The 19,356-nt window shown below is 60.0% G+C and carries 17 protein-coding genes; 7 read left to right on the top strand and 10 right to left on the bottom strand.

Going from position 1 to position 19,356, the window contains the following annotated elements:
• Positions 1–6 precede the first annotated feature (6 nt).
• The gene (locus ACQ4OB_RS07820) at positions 7–1,128 is read right to left on the bottom strand and encodes a cytochrome P450 (protein WP_430955419.1); all 1,122 of its coding nucleotides are present in this window, start codon (positions 1,126–1,128) and stop codon (positions 7–9) included.
• A gap of 82 nt (positions 1,129–1,210) precedes the next feature.
• On the opposite strand from ACQ4OB_RS07820, the gene ACQ4OB_RS07815 reads away from it, so the two are divergent.
• Positions 1,211–1,975, top strand: a complete 765-nt coding sequence (locus tag ACQ4OB_RS07815; RefSeq protein ID WP_430955418.1) for an ArsR/SmtB family transcription factor — start codon at positions 1,211–1,213, stop codon at positions 1,973–1,975.
• Here ACQ4OB_RS07815 and ACQ4OB_RS07810 read toward each other — a convergent pair.
• Positions 1,972–2,580 (bottom strand): LysE family translocator, encoded by a 609-nt coding sequence (locus tag ACQ4OB_RS07810; protein ID WP_008149720.1) that lies wholly within the window; start codon positions 2,578–2,580, stop codon positions 1,972–1,974. The genes ACQ4OB_RS07815 and ACQ4OB_RS07810 overlap by 4 nt on opposite strands.
• 105 nt (positions 2,581–2,685) lie before the next feature.
• Between ACQ4OB_RS07810 and ACQ4OB_RS07805 the strand changes: the two genes are divergently transcribed.
• Positions 2,686–3,600: a LysR substrate-binding domain-containing protein gene (locus ACQ4OB_RS07805; protein WP_430955417.1), complete on the top strand. Its 915-nt coding sequence runs from the start codon at positions 2,686–2,688 to the stop codon at positions 3,598–3,600.
• Here the strand turns inward: ACQ4OB_RS07805 and ACQ4OB_RS07800 are convergent.
• The 6 genes from ACQ4OB_RS07800 to ACQ4OB_RS07775 all read right to left on the bottom strand — a co-directional run bounded on the left by ACQ4OB_RS07800 (position 3,578) and on the right by ACQ4OB_RS07775 (position 10,476).
• A complete protein-coding gene (locus tag ACQ4OB_RS07800) occupies positions 3,578–4,105 on the bottom strand; it encodes a serine acetyltransferase (RefSeq protein ID WP_074880639.1) in 528 nt (175 codons plus the stop codon). The genes ACQ4OB_RS07805 and ACQ4OB_RS07800 overlap by 23 nt on opposite strands.
• A 163-nt stretch (positions 4,106–4,268) precedes the next feature.
• Positions 4,269–5,288 carry a branched-chain amino acid aminotransferase gene (locus tag ACQ4OB_RS07795; RefSeq protein WP_102615392.1) on the bottom strand — a complete coding sequence of 340 codons (1,020 nt, stop codon included), beginning with the start codon at positions 5,286–5,288 and terminating at the stop codon, positions 4,269–4,271.
• A gap of 234 nt (positions 5,289–5,522) precedes the next feature.
• Positions 5,523–6,905 carry a dihydrolipoyl dehydrogenase gene (gene lpdA / locus ACQ4OB_RS07790; RefSeq protein WP_430955416.1) on the bottom strand — a complete coding sequence of 461 codons (1,383 nt, stop codon included), beginning with the start codon at positions 6,903–6,905 and terminating at the stop codon, positions 5,523–5,525.
• A 3-nt stretch (positions 6,906–6,908) separates the two neighbouring features.
• Positions 6,909–8,180 carry a dihydrolipoamide acetyltransferase family protein gene (locus tag ACQ4OB_RS07785; protein WP_074876009.1) on the bottom strand — a complete coding sequence of 424 codons (1,272 nt, stop codon included), beginning with the start codon at positions 8,178–8,180 and terminating at the stop codon, positions 6,909–6,911.
• Positions 8,181–9,239, bottom strand: coding sequence for an alpha-ketoacid dehydrogenase subunit beta (locus ACQ4OB_RS07780; protein ID WP_074876011.1), 1,059 nt, complete (start codon positions 9,237–9,239; stop codon positions 8,181–8,183).
• 1 nt (position 9,240) lies between these two features.
• Positions 9,241–10,476 carry a 3-methyl-2-oxobutanoate dehydrogenase (2-methylpropanoyl-transferring) subunit alpha gene (locus ACQ4OB_RS07775; protein ID WP_074876013.1) on the bottom strand — a complete coding sequence of 412 codons (1,236 nt, stop codon included), beginning with the start codon at positions 10,474–10,476 and terminating at the stop codon, positions 9,241–9,243.
• Positions 10,477–10,661: 185 nt separating this feature from the next.
• On the opposite strand from ACQ4OB_RS07775, the gene bkdR reads away from it, so the two are divergent.
• Positions 10,662–11,150 carry a Bkd operon transcriptional regulator BkdR gene (gene bkdR, locus ACQ4OB_RS07770; protein WP_017339472.1) on the top strand — a complete coding sequence of 163 codons (489 nt, stop codon included), beginning with the start codon at positions 10,662–10,664 and terminating at the stop codon, positions 11,148–11,150.
• Positions 11,151–11,298: 148 nt separating this feature from the next.
• Here bkdR and ACQ4OB_RS07765 read toward each other — a convergent pair whose 3' ends face one another.
• Positions 11,299–12,162, bottom strand: coding sequence for an MBL fold metallo-hydrolase (locus ACQ4OB_RS07765; protein ID WP_074876015.1), 864 nt, complete (start codon positions 12,160–12,162; stop codon positions 11,299–11,301).
• Between the two features lie 161 nt (positions 12,163–12,323).
• Here ACQ4OB_RS07765 and ACQ4OB_RS07760 point away from each other — a divergent pair, with 161 nt between their 5' ends.
• The 4 genes from ACQ4OB_RS07760 (at position 12,324) to nahK (ending at position 18,523) form a co-directional block, all read left to right on the top strand.
• Complete coding sequence (locus ACQ4OB_RS07760) at positions 12,324–13,130, top strand: sulfite exporter TauE/SafE family protein (protein WP_430955415.1); 807 nt, start codon at positions 12,324–12,326, stop codon at positions 13,128–13,130.
• A 209-nt stretch (positions 13,131–13,339) separates the two neighbouring features.
• Entirely contained in the window at positions 13,340–14,524 is a 1,185-nt protein-coding gene (locus ACQ4OB_RS07755; protein ID WP_074876018.1) for a porin, read from the top strand.
• 272 nt (positions 14,525–14,796) lie between these two features.
• A complete protein-coding gene (gene nosP / locus ACQ4OB_RS07750) occupies positions 14,797–15,960 on the top strand; it encodes a nitric oxide-sensing protein NosP (protein WP_074876019.1) in 1,164 nt (387 codons plus the stop codon).
• Complete coding sequence (nahK, locus tag ACQ4OB_RS07745) at positions 15,929–18,523, top strand: hybrid sensor histidine kinase/response regulator NahK/ErcS' (protein ID WP_074876020.1); 2,595 nt, start codon at positions 15,929–15,931, stop codon at positions 18,521–18,523. The genes nosP and nahK overlap by 32 nt, the downstream gene beginning before the upstream one ends.
• 124 nt (positions 18,524–18,647) lie before the next feature.
• Here the strand turns inward: nahK and ACQ4OB_RS07740 are convergent, their stop codons facing one another.
• Complete coding sequence (locus ACQ4OB_RS07740) at positions 18,648–19,310, bottom strand: response regulator transcription factor (RefSeq protein ID WP_074876021.1); 663 nt, start codon at positions 19,308–19,310, stop codon at positions 18,648–18,650.
• Positions 19,311–19,356: the final 46 nt, after the last annotated feature.

Below are 19,356 nucleotides of genomic sequence, written 5' to 3'. Positions count from 1 at the left end.
GTGGTCTTACGGCAAATCACTAAACAGCGGAATACGCCCGTTAAGCGAAGGCCGGTAATGCCAGGTCAGGCGATCCAACGCAGGTTTTAACGTCAGAATCTCCCTCAAGGTGGCGCAGGCAATACTCAAGGCCAACACCTGCCCCGGACATTGATGCCGCCCCGCACCAAAGGTAAAGCTGCGCCGGTCTGGACGATCCAGAAGAAAGACGTCGGGATGGTCATTGAGCTGCGGATCACGATTGGCCGAAGCCAGCATCACCAGAATCACGTCGCCAGGGTTCAGGCTTACCCCCTCGATTTCACAAGGCGCAGCGACAAACCGGCGGGTGTTCTGCACCGACGGATCGAAGCGCTGAACTTCAGCGATCAAGTCGTCCAAGGATGTCGATTCACTGTGCAACGAGGGGGTTCTAATCAACGCCAACAACGCGTTGCCGATCAGCCCCGCGGTGGCCTCATAGGTCTGGGAAAACAGCCCGATCAGGTTGGCGATCAACGTTTCAACGTCGCCAGAGGTTGCCGCGAAGCGCTGGCGGATCCCGGCGAGCAGGGCGCTCTGATTGTTCGGGTCATCCAGTAGCTCAATCAAATAGCCGCTCAAGTGTTCCGCCGCAACGTGCGCCGCCTCCAGTTGCGCTTGACCGCTCAGGGGCGACAGGCACGCGACGAAGTCCCCGGTCAGTTCGCTGATAGCGCGGCTTTGAGCCGCAGAGAACCCCAGCAATGCAGCCACCACGCAAACCGGCCCGCGGAACATTGCCTTGTACAACCCATCGGCGTCTGCAGTGATCAGGCGAGCGCCGACGAGCGCATTGACTTCATCTGCATCAATAGACGCCAATCCTGGTTGTATCGCCGACCTCGGGCAGCGCTGCCGTTCGCCCTCATTCATCCGCATCAACCGACCGAAGACCTTGCCGGCCATTCCGCCAACAATAGCCTTGGGCACTGGTTCGTGGGACGGTCGGACATGACAGTCAGGATGCGCGAGCACCGCCGCAACGGCTCGGGCGCTAGTCGCCACCCACACTTTCAGTCCTTGGTGAAAAACCATCCCGCCCTGCGCGCGCAGTTGCGCGTAATAGGGATAAGGATCGGCATGAGTCGCAGCGATGATCGGGTCCATGGGTCGCAGCCTTGTTCGTGGTTGGAAAAGTGTTGCTACTATCTCCAGTCCGAAAAGTCCTTGATTCGTCCGGGAACGAAATATGAACGTAGAACAGCACGACATCGGCGTCTCCCAGGTGGCTGCAGCGATCGCGGAACCGGCCCGGACCAAAATCCTCTGTTCGCTGATGGACGGCCACGCCCGCACCAGCACTGAGTTGGCGGCGATTGCCGAAGTCAGTGCCTCCACCGCCAGCGCGCATCTGGCCAAACTCAAGGAGTTGGCGCTGGTGCGGCTGCACGTGCAGGGCCGACATCGCTATTACAGCCTGACGGACAAGCGCGTCGCCCAGGCGCTGGAAGCGTTGATGGTGATCGGGCAGAACGCTACGCCGACCTTCAATTCGCGCACCCCGGATCGCCTGCAATTCGCCCGCACGTGTTACGACCACATGGCCGGCACGTTGGCGGTGCTGCTGCATGACCGGATGATCGAAGCGGGGTGGCTGCTGGCAACCGATGAACAGGCTTATCAGTTGAGCCAAAGCGGTGAGGCGTTGTTTGAAGGGTTGGGTATCGAGGTCAAGGATTTGAGCACGCTGCGCCGCCGTTTTGCCTGCCCGTGCCTGGACTGGAGCATGCGCCGCCCGCATCTGGGTGGATCGCTGGGGGCGGCGTTGTTGAAAACGGCGATCACGCGCAAATGGGTAACTCAAGACCTGGACAGCCGCGTGCTGACGTTGACGGCGACGGGATGCAAGGAGCTCAGCAGCCGGTTCGCTGTTGAACTGCCAGTTCAGGTATCGACAACACAAACCGCGCTCACCGAGCCCCGGCGTCGAGCGATCGCCAGGTCTGCACCTTAGCGACTGGCCGAGGCCATCAGCACGCCGAAACCGGCGAAGGTCACACCCGAGACTTTCGCCGCCAGCCAGGAACCTTTCGGACTCGACAACCAGCCTTTGGCAGCATTGGCGAGCAAGGCATAGCTGCCATGCACGAGGATCACCAGCACGCCATAGGAGGCGACCAGTTTGAAAAACTGGGTGGAGAAGTGCGCTGAGGTGTCGATGAATTGCGGGAACACCGCCAGAAAGAAAAACACGGCCTTGGGGTTCAGAAACTGGATCGAAGCCGCTTCCAGGAAGCGGTAGCCCGGGCTTGAGGGACGTGTTTCAAGCAGCGTGTTGAAACCTGCCGAGCGCCAGCTCTTGTAACCCAGGTACAGCAAATAGGCGGCCCCTGCGTATTTCAACGCAGTAAAGGCGTTGGCGGAAGTGCTGAGGATCAGGCCGACGCTGGTGGCGCTGATGGCGGCGACGATAAACGCACCCGATGCGATCCCCAGAATGCCCGGCACTGCCCCGGTCCAGCCATGGCGCACCGCGTTGGACAGGGTCAGGACAACGCCAGGCCCCGGACTCAAAATGGTCAGGGTGGCGAACAATAGAAAGAGTCCGTAGCTGTTCATGTCTTGCTCCGTCAGGTGGCGCTGGCTGCGTGCGAGCAGATTGGCGTGACGACGTGGGCGTGACAAACGCTTTAATTGCGCTGCATATGTGACTAAATTAGACACATGATCAATCCACTACCGCCCCTCAATGCTGTTCGCGCCTTTGCTGTTGCTGCTCGCCATCAGAGTTTCAGCCTGGCGGCCGAAGAGCTGCATGTCAGTCACAGTGCCGTCAGCCGGCACATCAAATTGCTTGAGGAGCACCTGGGTGTGCTGCTGTTCGAGCGGCGTGTCCGGCAATCGGTGCTGACGCCGGCGGGTCAACGCTTTTATGAGCAGGTCAGTGCCGGGCTGGCGCAGATTGCCAACGCCACCGCTGCGCTCAAGCAACATGCCTCGCTGCCGACCGTGAAGATCAATGTCCGCCCATCCTTTGCGATGCTGTGGCTAGCGCCCAGACTGGAAGATTTCATCGCGCAGCACCCCGACATCAAGCCGCAAGTGATGACCCAGACCCAGGCCCCCGATCATGCCCGCGACGGGTTCGACATCGTCATTCGCCGTGGTCGTGATGACTGGGCTCCGGCGATTGAGGCGCGAGCGCTCTTCGAAGACGAACTGTTGCTGGTCGCGGCACCTTCGCTGATTGAGCGCCTGGCCCTTGAAGACCTCGCGTCCCTGAGCCGTCACACGTTACTGACCGCCAAGGCGCGTCGCGAAGATTGGCACAACTGGGCCCTGCATTTTGGTCAAGGCCAGTCAGCCTCTCAGGTCACCCGGCAGTTTGACCACATGCACCTGGTGCTTGAGGCCGCCGTGGAAGGACAGGGCATTGCCTTGTGCCCCACCTCTTTGCTGGGCACCCATCTCTCTAGCGGTCGCCTGATTTGCCCATTGCCCGAATTGCGAATGCCGTTGCCGCGTTATTACTACGGTGTCGCGCCTAATGTGACGGCGCAGACACGGGTGTTTGTGGAGTGGTTGTTTGCTCAGATAGAACGGGATGCACTCACGATTATCGGGCGTTATAAAAAGTAGTGCCTGCGGGAATGTTTTTATTGACGAAGGACATGGCCCCGATAGTAACGTCATCACCAATTGAGAGGGTGTCCGCGATGATGCAACTATTTGCCCCGATACTTACGTTATCGCCGATCTTGAGGTCATATTCAGCTAGTCCCATGGTTTTAATGCCAATGGTAGTGTTTTGACGGATAAAGAAGTTTCGGCCGATCCGCACATGGCCAGTGATAACGATCCCAGGCAAATGGCCGATACGAAAGCCGGGGCCTATTTGGGCATCGATATTTATGTCAACTCCGTACTTTAGATTGCTCTTTCTTTCCAGCCGTTTCGCATAAACGCGGCACAAACCTTTGCGAGCATTTAAATACTGCGCCAGTCTGAATATGAACAAGTATCTGAGCGTGTTGCTCTTTCTGGTTCGTTTAAGAATATTGGTGATCAGGCCGATACGACTACCCGGTTTTTTCTTGTTTGAAACTTCCGATTTCCAATGCATCGTCAAAGTTTCTAAATTCACGGCGCAGTCCCTAGCCTTCGGCTCTGAAAAAATGGGCTAGTTTAACAAGTGAGCTATGAAATGGGTACGGACCCTGAATGGCCATCCCTAATGCAATAAAAAACCCACCCATCGCGAAAGCGATGGATGGGTTATGTGCCGCTGGGGATCAGGTCCCGTCAAATCAAACCTTGACGATCCAGCCCGCTGGCGCTTCGATGTCGCCGGTCTGTACACCGGTCAGCTCTTTGTAGAGCTTCTGGGTGACTGGGCCGACTTCGGTTTCGCTATGGAACACGTGCAGGTGATCGTTGTAGCTGATGCCGCCGATCGGGGTGATCACCGCAGCAGTACCGCAAGCGCCGGCTTCCTTGAAGTCGGACAGCTTGTCGATGAACACGTCGCCTTCGACCACTTCCAGGCCCAGACGCGATTTTGCCAGCTCGATCAACGACAGGCGGGTAATGCCCGGCAGGACCGACGGCGAATTCGGGGTCACGAACTTGTTGTCGTGGGTGATCCCGAAGAAGTTGGCCGAGCCGACTTCTTCGATTTTCGTGTGGGTCATCGGGTCCAGGTAAATGCAGTCGGCGTAGTGGGCTTTCTTGGCCTGGGAACCTGGCATCAGGCTGGCCGCGTAGTTACCACCGACCTTGGCTGCACCGGTGCCTTGTGGGGCGGCGCGGTCGTAGCTGGAGATCAGGAAGTTGTGCGGGGTCAGGCCGCCCTTGAAGTAGGCACCGACCGGGATGGCGAAGATCGAGAAGATGAACTCGGGGGCGGTACGCACGCCGATGTTGTCACCCACGCCGATCACGAACGGACGCAGGTACAGCGCGCCGCCGGTGCCGTAAGGCGGGATGAAACGCTCGTTGGCGCGGACCACTTCCTTGCAGGCTTCGACGAACTGCTCGGTGGACACCTGTGGCATCAGCAGGCGCGCGCAGCTGCGTTGCATGCGGGCGGCGTTCTGGTCCGGGCGGAACAGGTTGATCGAACCGTCCTTGCAACGATAGGCCTTCAGCCCTTCGAAGCATTGCTGGCCATAGTGAAGGGCAGTGGAGCCTTCGCTGATGTGCAGCACATTGTCTTCGGTCAGGGTGCCTTTGTCCCACTCGCCATTACGCCAGTGCGACAGATAGCGCTTGTCTGTCTTGATGTAGTCAAAACCCAACTTGTCCCAATTGATGCTTTCGTTACCCATGACACCCTCTATCGCTTAACAACCGCCGAAACGGTTCAAGGCTTCTGACGTTTTTCTGGATGGGGACAACAATACTTCATTCCGGGCCCATTTCGCAGCCCGCAATTCGTTCCTTTGATCGTTCCCACGCTCTGCGTGGGAATGCAGCCCGGGACGCTCCGCGTCCATAACGCGGACGCGGAGCGTCCGTTGAGGCATTCCCACGCGGAGCGTGGGAACGATCAGATGAAGCGGTTACAGGTGCAGCGCGTGGCCGAGGGCTCGCAACGCCGCTTCCTGTACCGCCTCGCCGAGTGTCGGATGCGCGTGGATGGTGCCGGCAATGTCTTCCAGTCGGGCGCCCATTTCAAGGCTCTGGCCGAACGCCGTCGACAATTCCGACACGCCCACACCGACCGCCTGCCAGCCGACAATCACATGATTGTCACGCCGCGCCACGACCCGCACGAAGCCGCTTTTCGATTCCAGCGTCATCGCCCGACCATTGGCGGCAAACGGGAAGCTGGAAACGATGCAGTCCAGGCCCGCCGCCTTGACGTCGTCCGGGGTCTTGCCGACCACCACCAGTTCCGGGTCGGTAAAGCACACGGCGGCGATGGCGGTCGGGTTGAATTCGCGGGATTTACCGCTGATCAGTTCGGCAACCATCTCGCCCTGAGCCATGGCCCGGTGCGCGAGCATCGGTTCGCCGCTCACGTCGCCAATGGCATACACGTTGCGCATGCTGGTCTGGCAGCGGTTGTCGATCTTGATCGCCGGGCCGTTCATGTCCAGGTTCAAACCTTCGAGGTTCCAGCCCTGAGTGTTCGGTTTACGGCCGACGGCGACGAGTACCTGATCGGTTTCCAGGTTCAGGGTGTCGCCATTCGGATCAAGAACTTGCAGTGTATTGCTAGAAGAATCAAAGCCTTGGACGCTGTGCTTCAAGTAAAGCTTCATGCCGAATTTTTTCAGTTCGTCATGCACAGGCTGCGTCAGTTCCGCGTCGTAGGCCGGCAGGATGCGATCCTGAGCCTCGACCACGCTGACCTCAGCGCCGAGCTTGCGATAGGCGATCCCCAGCTCCAGACCGATGTAACCGCCACCGACGACGATCAGCCGTTTCGGCACGGACGTCGGCGCCAGGGCTTCGGTGGAGGAGATGATCGGGCCGCCAATCGGCAGCATCGGCAGGTTCACGCTTTTCGAACCGGTGGCCAGCACCAGGTGTTCGCACTGAATGCGCGTGTCGCCGACGTCGACGGTTTTGCCGTCGACGATCTTGGCCCAACCTTGAATGACCTGAACCTTGTTCTTTTTCAGCAGCGCCGCCACGCCGGTGGTCAGGCGATCAACGATACCGTCCTTCCACTCGACACTTTTGCTGATATCGAGGGTCGGCGCCGACACGCTGATGCCCAGCGCCGAATGCTGGCTGTGATGCTGCGTCTGGTGAAACTGTTCGGCGACGTGGATCAACGCCTTGGACGGAATGCAGCCGATGTTCAGGCACGTGCCACCCAGGGATTCGCCTTCGACCAGAATGGTCGAGATGCCCAGCTGACCGGCACGAATCGCCGTCACATAACCGCCAGGGCCGCCGCCGATGATCAGCAGCGTGGTGTTCAAATTCTGCATGTCTTACTCCACAAACAAGGTTGCGGGTTGTTCGAGCAAGCCACGGATGGCCTGGATGAATTGCGCCGCATCCATGCCATCGACCACGCGGTGATCGAAGGAGCTGGAGAGGTTCATCATCTTGCGAATCACAATCTGGCCTTTGACGACCATCGGCCGTTCGACGATTTTGTTGACGCCCACGATCGCCACTTCAGGCAGGTTCAGCACCGGGGTGCTGACGATACCGCCCAAGGCGCCGAGGCTGGTCAGGGTGATGGTCGAACCGGACAACTCATCGCGGCTGGCCTTGCCATTGCGGGCAGCGGTAGCAAGGCGCGAAATTTCCTGGGCGCTGTCCCACAGGCTGCGGGTTTCGGCGTGACGGACCACCGGCACCATCAAACCGATGTCAGCTTGGGTGGCGATGCCGACATGCACCGCGCCGAGGCGGGTGATGACCTGGGCTTCGTCGTCGTAACGGGCGTTGATCTGCGGGAAGTCGCGCAGGGCAACGACCAGTGCGCGGACCAGGAACGGCAGCAAGGTCAGCTTGCCGCGGGTCGCGCCGTGTTTTTCGTTCAGGTGAGCGCGCAGTTCTTCCACGGCGGTGACGTCGATTTCTTCGACATAACTGAAATGAGCGGCGCGCTGAGTGGCGTCCTGCATGCGCTGGGCGATCTTGCGGCGCATGCCGATGACCGGGATCTGTTCTTCATCGTTACGCTGGGCGTAAGCGGCGACAGCGGTGGATTGCGGCTGCTGACCTTGAGCCAGATAGGCCTCGAGGTCTTCGTGCAGCACCCGACCGGCAGGGCCGGTGCCACGCACCAGACGCAATTGAATGCCGAGGTCCAGTGCATGTTTGCGCACGGCCGGTGAGGCCAGCGGACGCTCATCCGCTTCGCGAGCGACCATCGGGCCCTGGCATACGGCAGCTCGCGGCGCTGCGGCAACAACCGGTTTGCTCTCGACAGCGGTGGCAACTTTCGGTGCCGACACCGGCGCTTCTTTAACCGGTGCAGGCTGCGCCGACTCTTTAACGTTGCCCGCGCCTTCGACTTCAATGCTGATCAGGATGCTGCCAACCGCCATGACTTCGCCAGGCTGTCCGCCCAGGGCAATCACCTTGCCGTTCACCGGCGAAGGGATGTCGACCATCGCCTTGTCGGTCATGACATCGGCCAGTACCTGGTCTTCGACGACCATGTCGCCGACTTTGACGTGCCAAACCGACAGTTCAACTTCTGCAATGCCTTCACCAATGTCCGGCATTTTAATAACGTGCGTGCCCATTCAGACCTCCATAACCCGATGCAAAGCCGCGCCCACTCGGGACGGACCAGGGAAATACGCCCACTCTTGTGCGTGCGGGTAGGGAGTGTCCCAACCGGTGACGCGTTCGATAGGCGCTTCCAGGTAGTGGAAGCAGTGCTCTTGCACCAGGGCGACCAGTTCGGCGCCGAAACCGCAGGTGCGGGTCGCTTCGTGCACGATCACGCAACGGCCGGTTTTCTTCACCGACTTGACGATGGTCTCCAGGTCCAGCGGCCACAGGCTGCGCAGGTCGATGACTTCGGCGTCTATGCCGGTTTCTTCAGCCGCCACTTGCGACACGTAAACGGTGGTGCCGTAAGTCAGGATGGTCACGTCCTTGCCCGGACGGGTGATCGCGGCGACGTCCAGCGGCACGGTGTAGTAACCGTCCGGCACTTGCGCGGCCGGGTGTTTCGACCACGGGGTAACCGGGCGTTCGTGGTGACCGTCGAACGGGCCGTTGTACAGGCGTTTTGGCTCGAGGAAGATCACCGGGTCATCGTTTTCGATGGAGGCGATCAGCAAGCCTTTGGCGTCGTAAGGGTTGGACGGCATCACCGTGCGCAAACCGCAGACCTGGGTGAACATCGCCTCGATGCTCTGGCTGTGGGTCTGGCCGCCGTAGATGCCGCCGCCGCAAGGCATGCGCAGGGTCATCGGGGCGGTGAACTCGCCGGCCGAGCGATAACGCAGGCGGGCGGCTTCGGAAATGATCTGGTCCGACGCCGGGTAAACGTAGTCGGCGAACTGGATCTCGGCCACCGGCCGCAGACCGTAGGCGCCCATGCCGACGGCGACGCCGACGATGCCGCTTTCGGAGATCGGCGCGTCGAATACGCGGGAGGTGCCGTACTTGTTCTGCAGGCCTTCGGTGCAGCGGAACACGCCGCCGAAGTAGCCGACGTCCTGGCCGAACACCACGACGTTGTCGTCACGCTCAAGCATCACATCCATGGCCGAGCGCAGGGCCTGGATCATGGTCATGGTGGTCGTGGTCATGGCGGTTTCCAACTCGATATTGTTGTTGTGATCGTTCATGTCAGATCCCCAACTCTTGACGCTGGCGCTTCAAGTGCTCCGGCATCTCTTTGTAGACGTCTTCGAACATGGTCGCGGCGCTCGGAATCTGGCCGCCGGCGAGGGTGCCGTACTGCTCGGCTTCTTTCTGTGCGGCGATCACTTCGGCTTCCAGTTCGGCACTGACGGCGACGTGTTCCTCTTCGGACCACTGACCGATTTTCACCAGATGCTGCTTGAGACGCGCAATCGGGTCGCCCAACGGGAAGTAGCTCCAGTCGTCGGCAGGACGGTATTTGGACGGATCATCAGAAGTCGAGTGCGGGCCGGCGCGGTAGGTGACCCATTCGATCATGGTCGGGCCGAGGTTGCGGCGGGCGCGTTCGGCGGCCCAGGCAGAGGCGGCGTAGACCGCGACGAAATCGTTGCCATCGACCCGCAGGGAGGCAATGCCGCAACCGACGCCACGACCGGCGAACGTGGTGGCTTCACCACCGGCAATCGCCTGGAACGTGGAGATCGCCCACTGGTTGTTGACCACGTTGAGGATCACTGGCGCACGGTAAACGTGGGCAAAGGTGAGGGCGGTGTGGAAGTCGGATTCGGCGGTAGCGCCGTCGCCGATCCAGGCCGAGGCGATTTTGGTGTCGCCCTTGATCGCCGAGGCCATGCCCCAGCCCACGGCTTGCACGAACTGGGTGGCGAGGTTGCCGGAAATGGTGAAGAAGCCGAAGTCTTTGACTGAATACATGATCGGCAGCTGACGGCCCTTGAGCGGATCGCGCTCGTTGGACAACAGCTGGCAGATCAGGTCCACCAGCGGCACTTCGCGCGCCATCAGGATGCTTTGCTGGCGGTACGTCGGGAAGCACATGTCATCGACGTTCAGCGCCAGGGCCTGGCCGCTGCCGATGGCTTCTTCGCCAAGGCTCTGCATGTAGAACGACATTTTTTTCTGACGCTGGGCGACCACCATGCGGTTGTCATAGATCCGCGTCTTGAGCATGGCACGCATGCCTTTGCGCAGGATCTCGGCCGGCACGCCTTCAGCCCAGGGACCGAGGGCATTGCCCTCGTCATCGAGCACGCGAATCAGGCCCTTGGCCAGATCAGCGGTGTCGGCCGGTTCAACGTCGATTGGGGGTTTGCGCACCGTGCCGGCGTCGGTCAGACGCAGGTAGGAGAAGTCGGTTTTGCAGCCTGGACGGCCCGATGGTTCGGGAACGTGCAGTTGCAGCGGTTCGTACGCTTGGTTCATGGCTTCTACGCTCGATCTTGTGAATTTCTTGTAGTGAGCTGACCGTCATTCTTCGGTGAAAGAAATCTTGTCCTACAACAATCATAGGCCGGGCCAAGAAGAATATTTCTCTCTGTTTCATTGCGCTGGTGATCATTTGAGGATAAAAAATCTGCATAAACATAAAAAACAGGTGGTTTTGTCTCATGCGCAAACTGGACCGTACCGATATCGGCATTTTGAACAGCCTTCAGGAGAACGCGCGCATCACCAACGCCGACCTCGCACGCTCGGTCAATCTGTCGCCAACCCCGTGCTTCAACCGGGTCAAGGCGATGGAGGAATTGGGCCTGATTCGTGAGCAAGTGACGCTGCTGGATGCCGATTTGCTGGGGCTGCATGTGAATGTGTTCATTCATGTGAGCCTGGAAAAACAGGTGGAGGAGGCGTTGCAGCATTTCGAGGAAGCGATCTCGGATCGCCCGGAAGTGATGGAGTGCTATTTGATGGCCGGCGACCCGGATTACTTGATTCGCGTACTGGTGCCGACCATTCAGTCGCTGGAGCGCTTCATGATGGACTTCCTCACCAAAGTCCCCGGCGTTGCCAATATCCGCTCGAGCTTTGCGCTCAAGCAGGTGCGGTATAAGACGGCGTTGCCGTTGCCGGCGAATGGGTTAACCCTCGCGAACTAAACGCAAATCCCCTGTAGCAGCTGTCGAGCACCGCGAGGCAGCGTTCGGCTGCGTAGCAGTCGCAGACCCTACAACCGAGTTCCTTCAGGTAAACCGCGGACGCAGCCTCGCGGTGCTCGACAGCTGCTACGGGTTACGTGTTCGATCGTTAGAGTTTATTCAGAGGGATCTTCAAATAGGTGACGCCATTGCCCTCAGCCGGCGGCAAATTCCCCGCCCGCACATTCACCTGGATCGCCGGCAGCAATAGCGTCGGCATGCCCAACCCCGCATCGCGCCGGGTGCGCATGGCAACGAACGTGGCTTCGTCGATGCCGTCATGAATGTGAATGTTGCTTTTGCGCTGTTCACCCACCGTGCTCATGCACTGCGGTTTACGCCCCTCGGGCGGGTAGTCATGACAGACATACAGTCGGACGCCGGCAGGGAAGGCCAGCAGCTTGTGAATCGAGGCAAACATCTGGTTGGCGTTGCCGCCGGGAAAGTCGCAGCGCGCGGTGCCCACATCCGGCATGAACAATGTATCGCCCACCAGAATCACATCGCTGTCGATCAGATAAGCCATGTCCGCTGGCGTATGGCCGGGAACATGCAGGGCCGTGGCCTTGAGATTGCCGATGCGGAACGATTCATCCGGCGCGAACAGATGATCGAACTGCGAACCATCGATACAGAATTCCGGCTCAAGGTTGAACAGGGTCTTGAACACGCTTTGAACCTTGCTGATCGACTGACCAATCGCAATCTTCCCGCCCAGTTCCCGACGCAGATACGGCGCAGCGGACAGGTGATCGGCATGGGCGTGGGTTTCCAGCAGCCATTGCACCTGCAACTGATGCTGGCGAACGAAGGCGATGATCTTGTCGGCCTGGGTGGTGGCGGTTCGCCCCGCGGCGGGGTCGTAATCGAGCACCGGGTCGACGATGGCGCAGTGTCCGCCATCGTGTTCGTAGATGACGTAGCTGTAGGTCGACGAGGCAGGGTCTAAAAAAGCTTCAATCAAGGCAGGCATGGTGGCCGTTTTCTTTTAGGACAAGCCATGAGGGTAGTTTCATTCTCCCTGCGCTGACCAGCCCGCATCAATTCAATTAATCAAAAAAGCTGCGCGGGCTCTATCCTGTCAGTCATCGATACCGGGCGTTCCCGGCTTTTTTCGCGGATCACGAGTGTTTTATGTTGCTGGCAAGTTTTTTTGGCGTGGTGATGGGGTTGGTTCTCGGTTTGACCGGCGCCGGTGGCGGCATTCTTGCGGTGCCGGCGCTGGTGCTGGGGTTGGGTTGGACCATGACGCAAGCCGCGCCGGTCGCCCTGTTCGCGGTGGGCAGTGCGGCGGCTGTCGGCGCCATTGACGGGTTGCGCCATGGCCTGGTGCGTTATCGCGCAGCGTTGCTGATCGCTCTGCTGGGGGCGATTTTTTCGCCGATCGGCATCTACTTCGCCAATCAGTTGCCGGAAAAAATCCTGATGATCCTGTTCAGCCTGCTAATGGTCATGGTGGCCTGGCGGATGCTGCGCCGAGAGCGCCAGGACGAAGGGCCAAGCGACCACGGCCACGCCAACTGGGGCCAGAAGAACTGCATGCTCGATCAGCAGACCGGGCGCTTTTCCTGGACCGCCAAATGCACCGCGACCCTCGCGGCACTGGGCGCGGTGACCGGTGTGGTATCGGGGCTGCTCGGGGTCGGTGGCGGCTTCCTGATCGTCCCTGCATTCAAGCAACTGACCGATGTGCAGATGCGCGGCATCGTCGCCACGTCGTTGATGGTGATCAGCCTGATTTCCGCCATCGGCGTGATTGGCGCGTTTCAGGCCGGGGTGCGAATCGACGGTTTGGGCGTGGCGTTTATCGTCGCGAGCATCGTCGGCATGATCATTGGCCGAAGACTTTGTGCGCGAGTCCCGGCCCGGGCATTGCAGATCGGCTTCGCCAGCATCTGTGTCGTGGTCGCCGCTTACATGCTGTTTAGAGCGGGCGTTTAGCAAGTACCGGTTCCTGTGGACGCCAGTCCGTTCCACAGGCGTACGCCTTAAGTTCCGGGCCTCGTCGACGGACGGTCTTACACCGAACTTGCCGCGCATCACCTGCCACTCCAAAGCATTTCAAAACCGCCTCCAAGGCAGCGTATGACGCCGCCGGTCAGCTTTCGATAATCGCCTCCGACATCCAGTCCCCCGCTGCGGAGCGCGTCATGCACAACAATAAGAACATCAAGCATCGTTTCTTGCCTGCCTTCATCGCCAGCCTTTCGACCCTCGGTTTGAGCTCGATGGCCCAAGCCGAGATCGTGCTGTACGACAAGGACCAGACCACGTTTTCCACCGACGGCTACATCAACGCTTTTTACGTGAACAGCGATGTGGACCGTGCCGGCGACCAGTTCGACCGCAAGCAAGCGCGGGTCAAAATGGGTTTTCTGCCCAACTACCTGGGCTTCAACATGGGCAAGCAGGTCGATGACCTCAAGCTCGGCGCCCGGTCTTCTTTCTGGGTGACCATCAACGACAGCGAAACCAACGGCACCGACACCGCCATCGACGTGCGTCAGTTCTACGGCACGGTGGCCAACCCTGAGTGGGGCGAAGTGCTGGTCGGCAAGGACTTCGGCCTGTTCGCCCGTTCCAACATCCTGCTCGATGAGTTGCTCGCCGGTTACGGCCAGGTCAGCGATACCCTGGGGCTGGTGGACGGTGGCGGGGTGTCGTTCGGCAATATCGGCACGGGTTATCCGTACCCGTTCCCGACGTCGCAGATCACCTACCGCACGCCGGTGATGGAGGGTTTGCGAGTGGCCGTGGGGATCATGGACCCGGTGGACACCAACGACAGCAGCCCGACCGGCAAGGCGTACCAAGAGAACCCGCGTACCGAAAGCGAGATCACCTATCAGTTCGACCTCGCCGGGGCGAAGATCTACAGCTGGGTCAACGGCAGCTACCAGACGTCGGACAATACCGATTCCACCGTCGAGTCCGTCACCTCCAAAGGCGTCGGCTATGGCGTGCAGGCGAAAATGGGCGGTTTGTCCCTTACAGGCTCCGGCTTCCAGGCCAAAGGCATCAACCCGTTTTTCACCAACAACGCTGGCGAACCGACCCTGCGCAATGTCGACAGTGACGGTTACCTGCTGCAGGGCTCCTACAAACTGGGCAAGAACCGACTGGCCTTGTCTTACGGCAAGACCAACGACGACGGCAATGGCGTGGTCGGCAGCGGCGCGGATTACGAAACGCGCGGCGTTGCGCTGTTCCATGACATCAACGACAACCTCAAGCTGGTGGCCGAGTACAACCAGTTCGCAATCAACGGCCACGACACCAGCGACCAGGATGAAGACACCGACACCTTTGCGGTGGGGGCTGTGCTGACCTGGTAACCCTGTAGCGACGTCGCTTACTTGTGGCGAGGGAGCTTGCTCCCGCTGGATCGCGTAGCGGTCCCGATCCTGGTCGCGCATCGGCCGGTTGGGGACTGCTTCGCAGTCCAGCGGGAGCAAGCTCCCTCGCCACAAATGCGTCAGTCATCAAGTACTCAATTTGCCGACTCTCATCCCATCGAAGCGGCTACCCGCTACCCAAGTAGCATACGTCGCAGCTCACAGGCTTCGTACACTCCAGCCTCATACATGCGCACCTGCGGGAGGCGACGATGCAGCAGGTCCAGAGTGAAGGTGTGGTCAGTGCCATGTCCCAGGCCACCGATGCCCAGCAAGTGGCGCAGGAGCTGGCGCGACAACTGTTGCATCCGCACTTGGGCTTCGTGCTGTTCTTCTGTTCCGCCGAGTACGACTTGCAGGCGCTGGGCCAGGCCTTGCAACAAAGCTTCGGCGGTATACGCCTGGTGGGTTGCACCAGTGCCGGGGAAATCACACCCTTGGGCTATGGCCGCAACTGCGTGACCGCGGTCGGCTTCGACCACCGGCATTTTTCCATCGACGCCGAACTGATCTGCGAGATGGAGCGCTTCAGCTTGATCGACGCCCAGCAAATGGTCGAGCGCCTGGTCAGTGGCTGTCGCAGCAACACGTTGGCGCCGATCAAGGGCAACAGCTTTGCCCTGACCCTGCTCGATGGCTTGTCCAGTCGTGAAGAAATGGTCCTCGCGGCCCTGAGTGCAGCATTGGGCGACATCCCGCATTTCGGCGGTTCTGCCGGCGACGACAATTACCTGACCCATACCCACGTCTATTTCAACGGCGAGTTCCACAGCGGCGCGGCGGTGGTGGTACTGGTCAATACCTGGCTGGATTTCGAAGTTTTTACCACCCACCACATTCTGCCGCGGGCGGAAAAGCTGGTGGTCACCGGGGCCGACAGCGCCTCACGCCGGGTCTTTGAACTGAATGCCGAACCGGCCGCCGAGGAATACGCCCGGCACATTGGTGTGCCGGTGGCGGAGCTCGATCACCGGATCTTCGCCGCGCACCCCTTGGCCGTGCGGATCAACGATCAGTATTACGTGAGGGCGATCCAGCAGGTTCATCCGGACCTGAGCCTGAGTTTCTACTGTGCGGTGGAAAACGGCATCGTCCTTACTGTCATGAAGCCCGGCCCCATGCTGCCAAACCTGCAAACCCTGTTCGAAGGCTTGCAGGAGCGCCTTGGCGATCTGTTGCTGACCATCGGCTGCGACTGCTTTCTAAGGCGTATGGAACTGGAAGACAGCGGCAGTCTGGAGCAGATCGGAACGTTTTTGCGTGACCAGCGGGTGATGGGTTTCAACACCTACGGAGAACAGTTCAATGGCATGCACATCAACCAGACCTTCACCGGGGTTGCCATTGCCCGAGGCCGGTCCCCTGGACATCGTTGAGCTTCAAGCGCAGATCGCCAGCCTGCAGCGCGACAACCACAAACTGCAGCGCATCAATGGCGCGCTGATCGAGCGGATCGAGTCCGGCATCACCCGCGGCAATGACCCGTACGCGGCGTTCCAGCATTCTGTGGTGCTGGCCGAGCAGGTGCGTGAGCGCACCGACGCCTTGAACCAGGCCATGGCTGAACTCAAGTCGGGCAATCGCTTGCTCAGCGAGGCACGCCTGCGAGCAGAAACCGCGCATCAGCATTTGATCGATGCCATCGAGAGCATTTCCGACGCGTTCGTGCTGTTCGATGCGGACCAGCGGATCGTGTTGTTCAACAGCCGTTTCAAGGCGTTCTGGGGCAACAGCCGGGTGCGGATCAACGCCGGCATGCGCCTGACCGAGGTCAAGCGACTGATGTCCGCCACCGGGCTGTTCACTGAAGAGCCGCGCGGGCATGCCGACGAAAACCTGCTTTATCGCCTGCAGGACGGTCGCTGGTTGCAAGTCAGCGAACGCCCCACCCAGGAAGGCGGGCGGGTGATCCTGTTCACCGACATTACCGACGTCAAACTCCGCGAAACCGTGCGCCGCGAGCAGGCGGTGGCGCAGAAATCCCACTTGTTGCAACGGGCGGTCGACAACCTGTCCCAAGGCGTGGCCATGGTCAACGCCGAGGGCATTCTGGAGTTGTGGAACCGGCGTTTCCTCGAACTCAGCGGCCTGGCCCCGGTGGCGGCCCATCGTCCGTTTGCCGAAGTGATCGGCGACAGCGAGCTGAATCTGCTGACCCCGGCCAGCCGGGATCTGAACGGACGGCATGTGCTGGAATGCGAGCAGCGCCTCTACGATGGCCGGGTGCTGGAAATTCGCACCCATCCGTTGCCCACCGGCGGTTTCGTCAACACCTTCACCGACATCACCGAACGCTACCAACACGCCGAAGCGCTGAGCGAAAGCGAGCGCTGGATCCGCCTGATCACCGACCATGTGCCGGCGCTGATTGCCTACCTGAATGCCGATCTGGTCTACGAATTCACCAACAAGGTGTACGAAGAATGGTACTGCTGGCCTCGGGGTGTGATGCTTGGGCAGAGCCTGCGCGAAGTCCACAGCGAACAGCATTACCAGCGCCTGGAAGCCTACGTCGCCAGGGCTTTGGCCGGTGAGAGCGTAACGTTCGAGTTTGCCGAAACCAACATCAACAATCAGGAGCGCTACATGCTGCGCTCCTATGTGCCCAATCGCCTGGCCACCGGGGAAGTGGTGGGGATTTTCGTGCTGATCCGCGACATCACCGAACGCCGCCGCACCGCCGAGGCGCTGCACCAGGCCTATCAGAATCTTGAGTTGCGGGTGCGCGAACGCACGGCAGAACTGACCACCCTCAATGACCAGTTGCTGCGCGAAATCGACGAGCGTCGGCGGGCGGAATCTCGCCTGCGTGAAGCCAAGCTCGAGGCCGAACAAGCCAACCTGTCGAAGACCAAGTTTCTCGCTGCCGTCAGTCATGACCTGCTGCAACCGCTCAACGCCGCGCGGCTGTTTACCAGCGCGTTGCTCGAACGGCGGGAGCCGGTGGCCAATGCCATTTTGGTGCGAAATGTCAGCAACTCCCTGGAAGACGTGGAGAACCTGCTGGGTACGCTGGTCGATATCTCCAAGCTGGATGCCGGGGTGATCAAGGCCGACATTGCGCCATTTGCCCTCAGCGAATTGCTGGAAAACCTTGCGGCCGAGTACACCCAGGTGGCTCGCAGTGAAGGCCTGGAACTGCATTTCATCCCTTGTTCCGCCTTGGTGCGCAGCGACATTCAGTTGCTGGCGCGGATTCTTCGAAACCTGCTGAGCAATGCCATTCGCTACACCTACAGCGGACGTGTGGTACTCGGTTGTCGGCGTCATCACCAGCGCCTGTCGATCGAGGTCTGGGACAGCGGCATGGGCATCGCCGAAAACCGCCTCGAGGAGATTTTTCAGGAATTCAAACGTGGTGATGTGCAGCGACCGGATCAGGATCGCGGGTTAGGCCTGGGTCTGGCGATCGTGGAAAAGATCGCGAGGATTCTCGGCCACCGTATTCATGTGCGTTCGTGGCCGGGCAAGGGCTCGATGTTCTCGGTCGAAGTGCCCCTCAGCGCTACGGCCCCCAAGGCGCTGCCGAGCCTGTTGATGAGTGAGCCGATGCTTGAACGCCTGCGTGGGGCGCGGGTTTGGGTGCTGGACAACGACGCGGCCATTTGCGCCGGCATGCGCACCTTGCTCGAAGGGTGGGGGTGTCTGGTGGTCACGGCGCTGTCCGAGCAGGACCTGGCGCGGCAAGTGGACAACTATCACGAAGAAGCCGATTTGCTGATCGCCGACTATCACCTGGACGACGATCAGAACGGCGTCGATGCCGTGGCCCGGATCAACGCCCGTCGCGGTTCGGCGATCCCGGCGATGATGATCACCGCCAACTACAGCAACGAACTCAAACAGCAGATCCGCGAGTTGGGCCACACCCTGATGCACAAACCGGTGCGGCCGATGAAGCTCAAGACCGCGATGAGTCATTTGCTCGGCAGGCCTTGAGATGATCGTTCCCACGCTCCGCGTGGGAATGCCTCAACGGACGCTCCGCGTTCGGCTCTGGAGGGACGCAGAGCGTCCCGGGCTGCATTCCCACGCGGAGCGTGGGAACGATCATCATCAGACATCAGCGGCGTAAGTAAGACCCGAAATCAATGTCGCCGGCACTCAAGATCGCCTGCACCCGGTTGTGCACATTGAGTTTGCGCAGGATCGCCGAGACGTGGGCCTTGACGGTGGTTTCGGCGATTTCCAGGGTGTAGGCGATCTGTTTGTTCGACTCGCCCTTGGTCATGCGCTCGAGCACCAGCAACTGCTTGCGGGTCAAGGCCTGTAGCAGCTCAGGTGGGAAGCTCGGGGCATCGTTCATGCGCCTTGTACCGCTTTTTTGCGTGCGGATGATATCCGGCGGCAAATAGACATTGCCGTTGAGGATCTGCTGGATGGCTTCGGTCATCTGCACCCGTGGCGAGGATTTGGTGATGAAGCCCACCGCGCCGTAAGTGATGGCTTGCAGCACGACTTGTTTGTCCTGTTCGGCCGAGACGATCACCACCGGAATGGTCGGCGCCTCGTTGCGCAGATTGATCAGGCCATTGAGGCCGTGCATGCCGGGCATGTTCAGGTCGAGCAGGATCAGGTCCAGGTCATCGTGTTCCTGCGTCAGCACCAGGGCGCTGTCCAGGTCGGCGGTTTCCATCACCTCGCTGCCCGGAAAACCATCGCTGATGACGTTATGAATGGCTTCGCGAAACAGCGGGTGATCATCGGCAATCAGAATTTTGTACATAGCCTTTCACCTCATTATTTTGATTAGGGTGTGGCAACAACTCGCA

It is taken from the genome of Pseudomonas sp. ES4, from assembly GCF_050586665.1.
In the GTDB taxonomy this organism is placed as follows: Bacteria; Pseudomonadota; Gammaproteobacteria; order Pseudomonadales; family Pseudomonadaceae; genus Aquipseudomonas; species Aquipseudomonas frederiksbergensis.
Note: the sequence above shows the minus strand (reverse complement) of the source record. Positions and strands in the feature narration are given on the sequence as shown.

Excerpts from the sequence above, each read along its gene's own strand:
- bkdR (WP_017339472.1), top strand. The coding sequence starts at position 10,662 with ATGCGCAAACTGGACCGTACCGATATCGGCATTTTGAACAGCCTTCAG.
- ACQ4OB_RS07765 (WP_074876015.1), bottom strand. The coding sequence starts at position 12,162 with ATGCCTGCCTTGATTGAAGCTTTTTTAGACCCTGCCTCGTCGACCTAC.
- ACQ4OB_RS07815 (WP_430955418.1), top strand. The coding sequence starts at position 1,211 with ATGAACGTAGAACAGCACGACATCGGCGTCTCCCAGGTGGCTGCAGCG.
- nosP (WP_074876019.1), top strand. The coding sequence starts at position 14,797 with ATGCAGCAGGTCCAGAGTGAAGGTGTGGTCAGTGCCATGTCCCAGGCC.
- ACQ4OB_RS07820 (WP_430955419.1), bottom strand. The coding sequence starts at position 1,128 with ATGGACCCGATCATCGCTGCGACTCATGCCGATCCTTATCCCTATTAC.
- ACQ4OB_RS07740 (WP_074876021.1), bottom strand. The coding sequence starts at position 19,310 with ATGTACAAAATTCTGATTGCCGATGATCACCCGCTGTTTCGCGAAGCC.
- ACQ4OB_RS07810 (WP_008149720.1), bottom strand. The coding sequence starts at position 2,580 with ATGAACAGCTACGGACTCTTTCTATTGTTCGCCACCCTGACCATTTTG.
- ACQ4OB_RS07755 (WP_074876018.1), top strand. The coding sequence starts at position 13,340 with ATGCACAACAATAAGAACATCAAGCATCGTTTCTTGCCTGCCTTCATC.
- ACQ4OB_RS07775 (WP_074876013.1), bottom strand. The coding sequence starts at position 10,476 with ATGAACCAAGCGTACGAACCGCTGCAACTGCACGTTCCCGAACCATCG.
- ACQ4OB_RS07760 (WP_430955415.1), top strand. The coding sequence starts at position 12,324 with ATGTTGCTGGCAAGTTTTTTTGGCGTGGTGATGGGGTTGGTTCTCGGT.
- ACQ4OB_RS07780 (WP_074876011.1), bottom strand. The coding sequence starts at position 9,239 with ATGAACGATCACAACAACAATATCGAGTTGGAAACCGCCATGACCACG.
- ACQ4OB_RS07795 (WP_102615392.1), bottom strand. The coding sequence starts at position 5,288 with ATGGGTAACGAAAGCATCAATTGGGACAAGTTGGGTTTTGACTACATC.
- ACQ4OB_RS07805 (WP_430955417.1), top strand. The coding sequence starts at position 2,686 with ATGATCAATCCACTACCGCCCCTCAATGCTGTTCGCGCCTTTGCTGTT.
- ACQ4OB_RS07785 (WP_074876009.1), bottom strand. The coding sequence starts at position 8,180 with ATGGGCACGCACGTTATTAAAATGCCGGACATTGGTGAAGGCATTGCA.
- lpdA (WP_430955416.1), bottom strand. The coding sequence starts at position 6,905 with ATGCAGAATTTGAACACCACGCTGCTGATCATCGGCGGCGGCCCTGGC.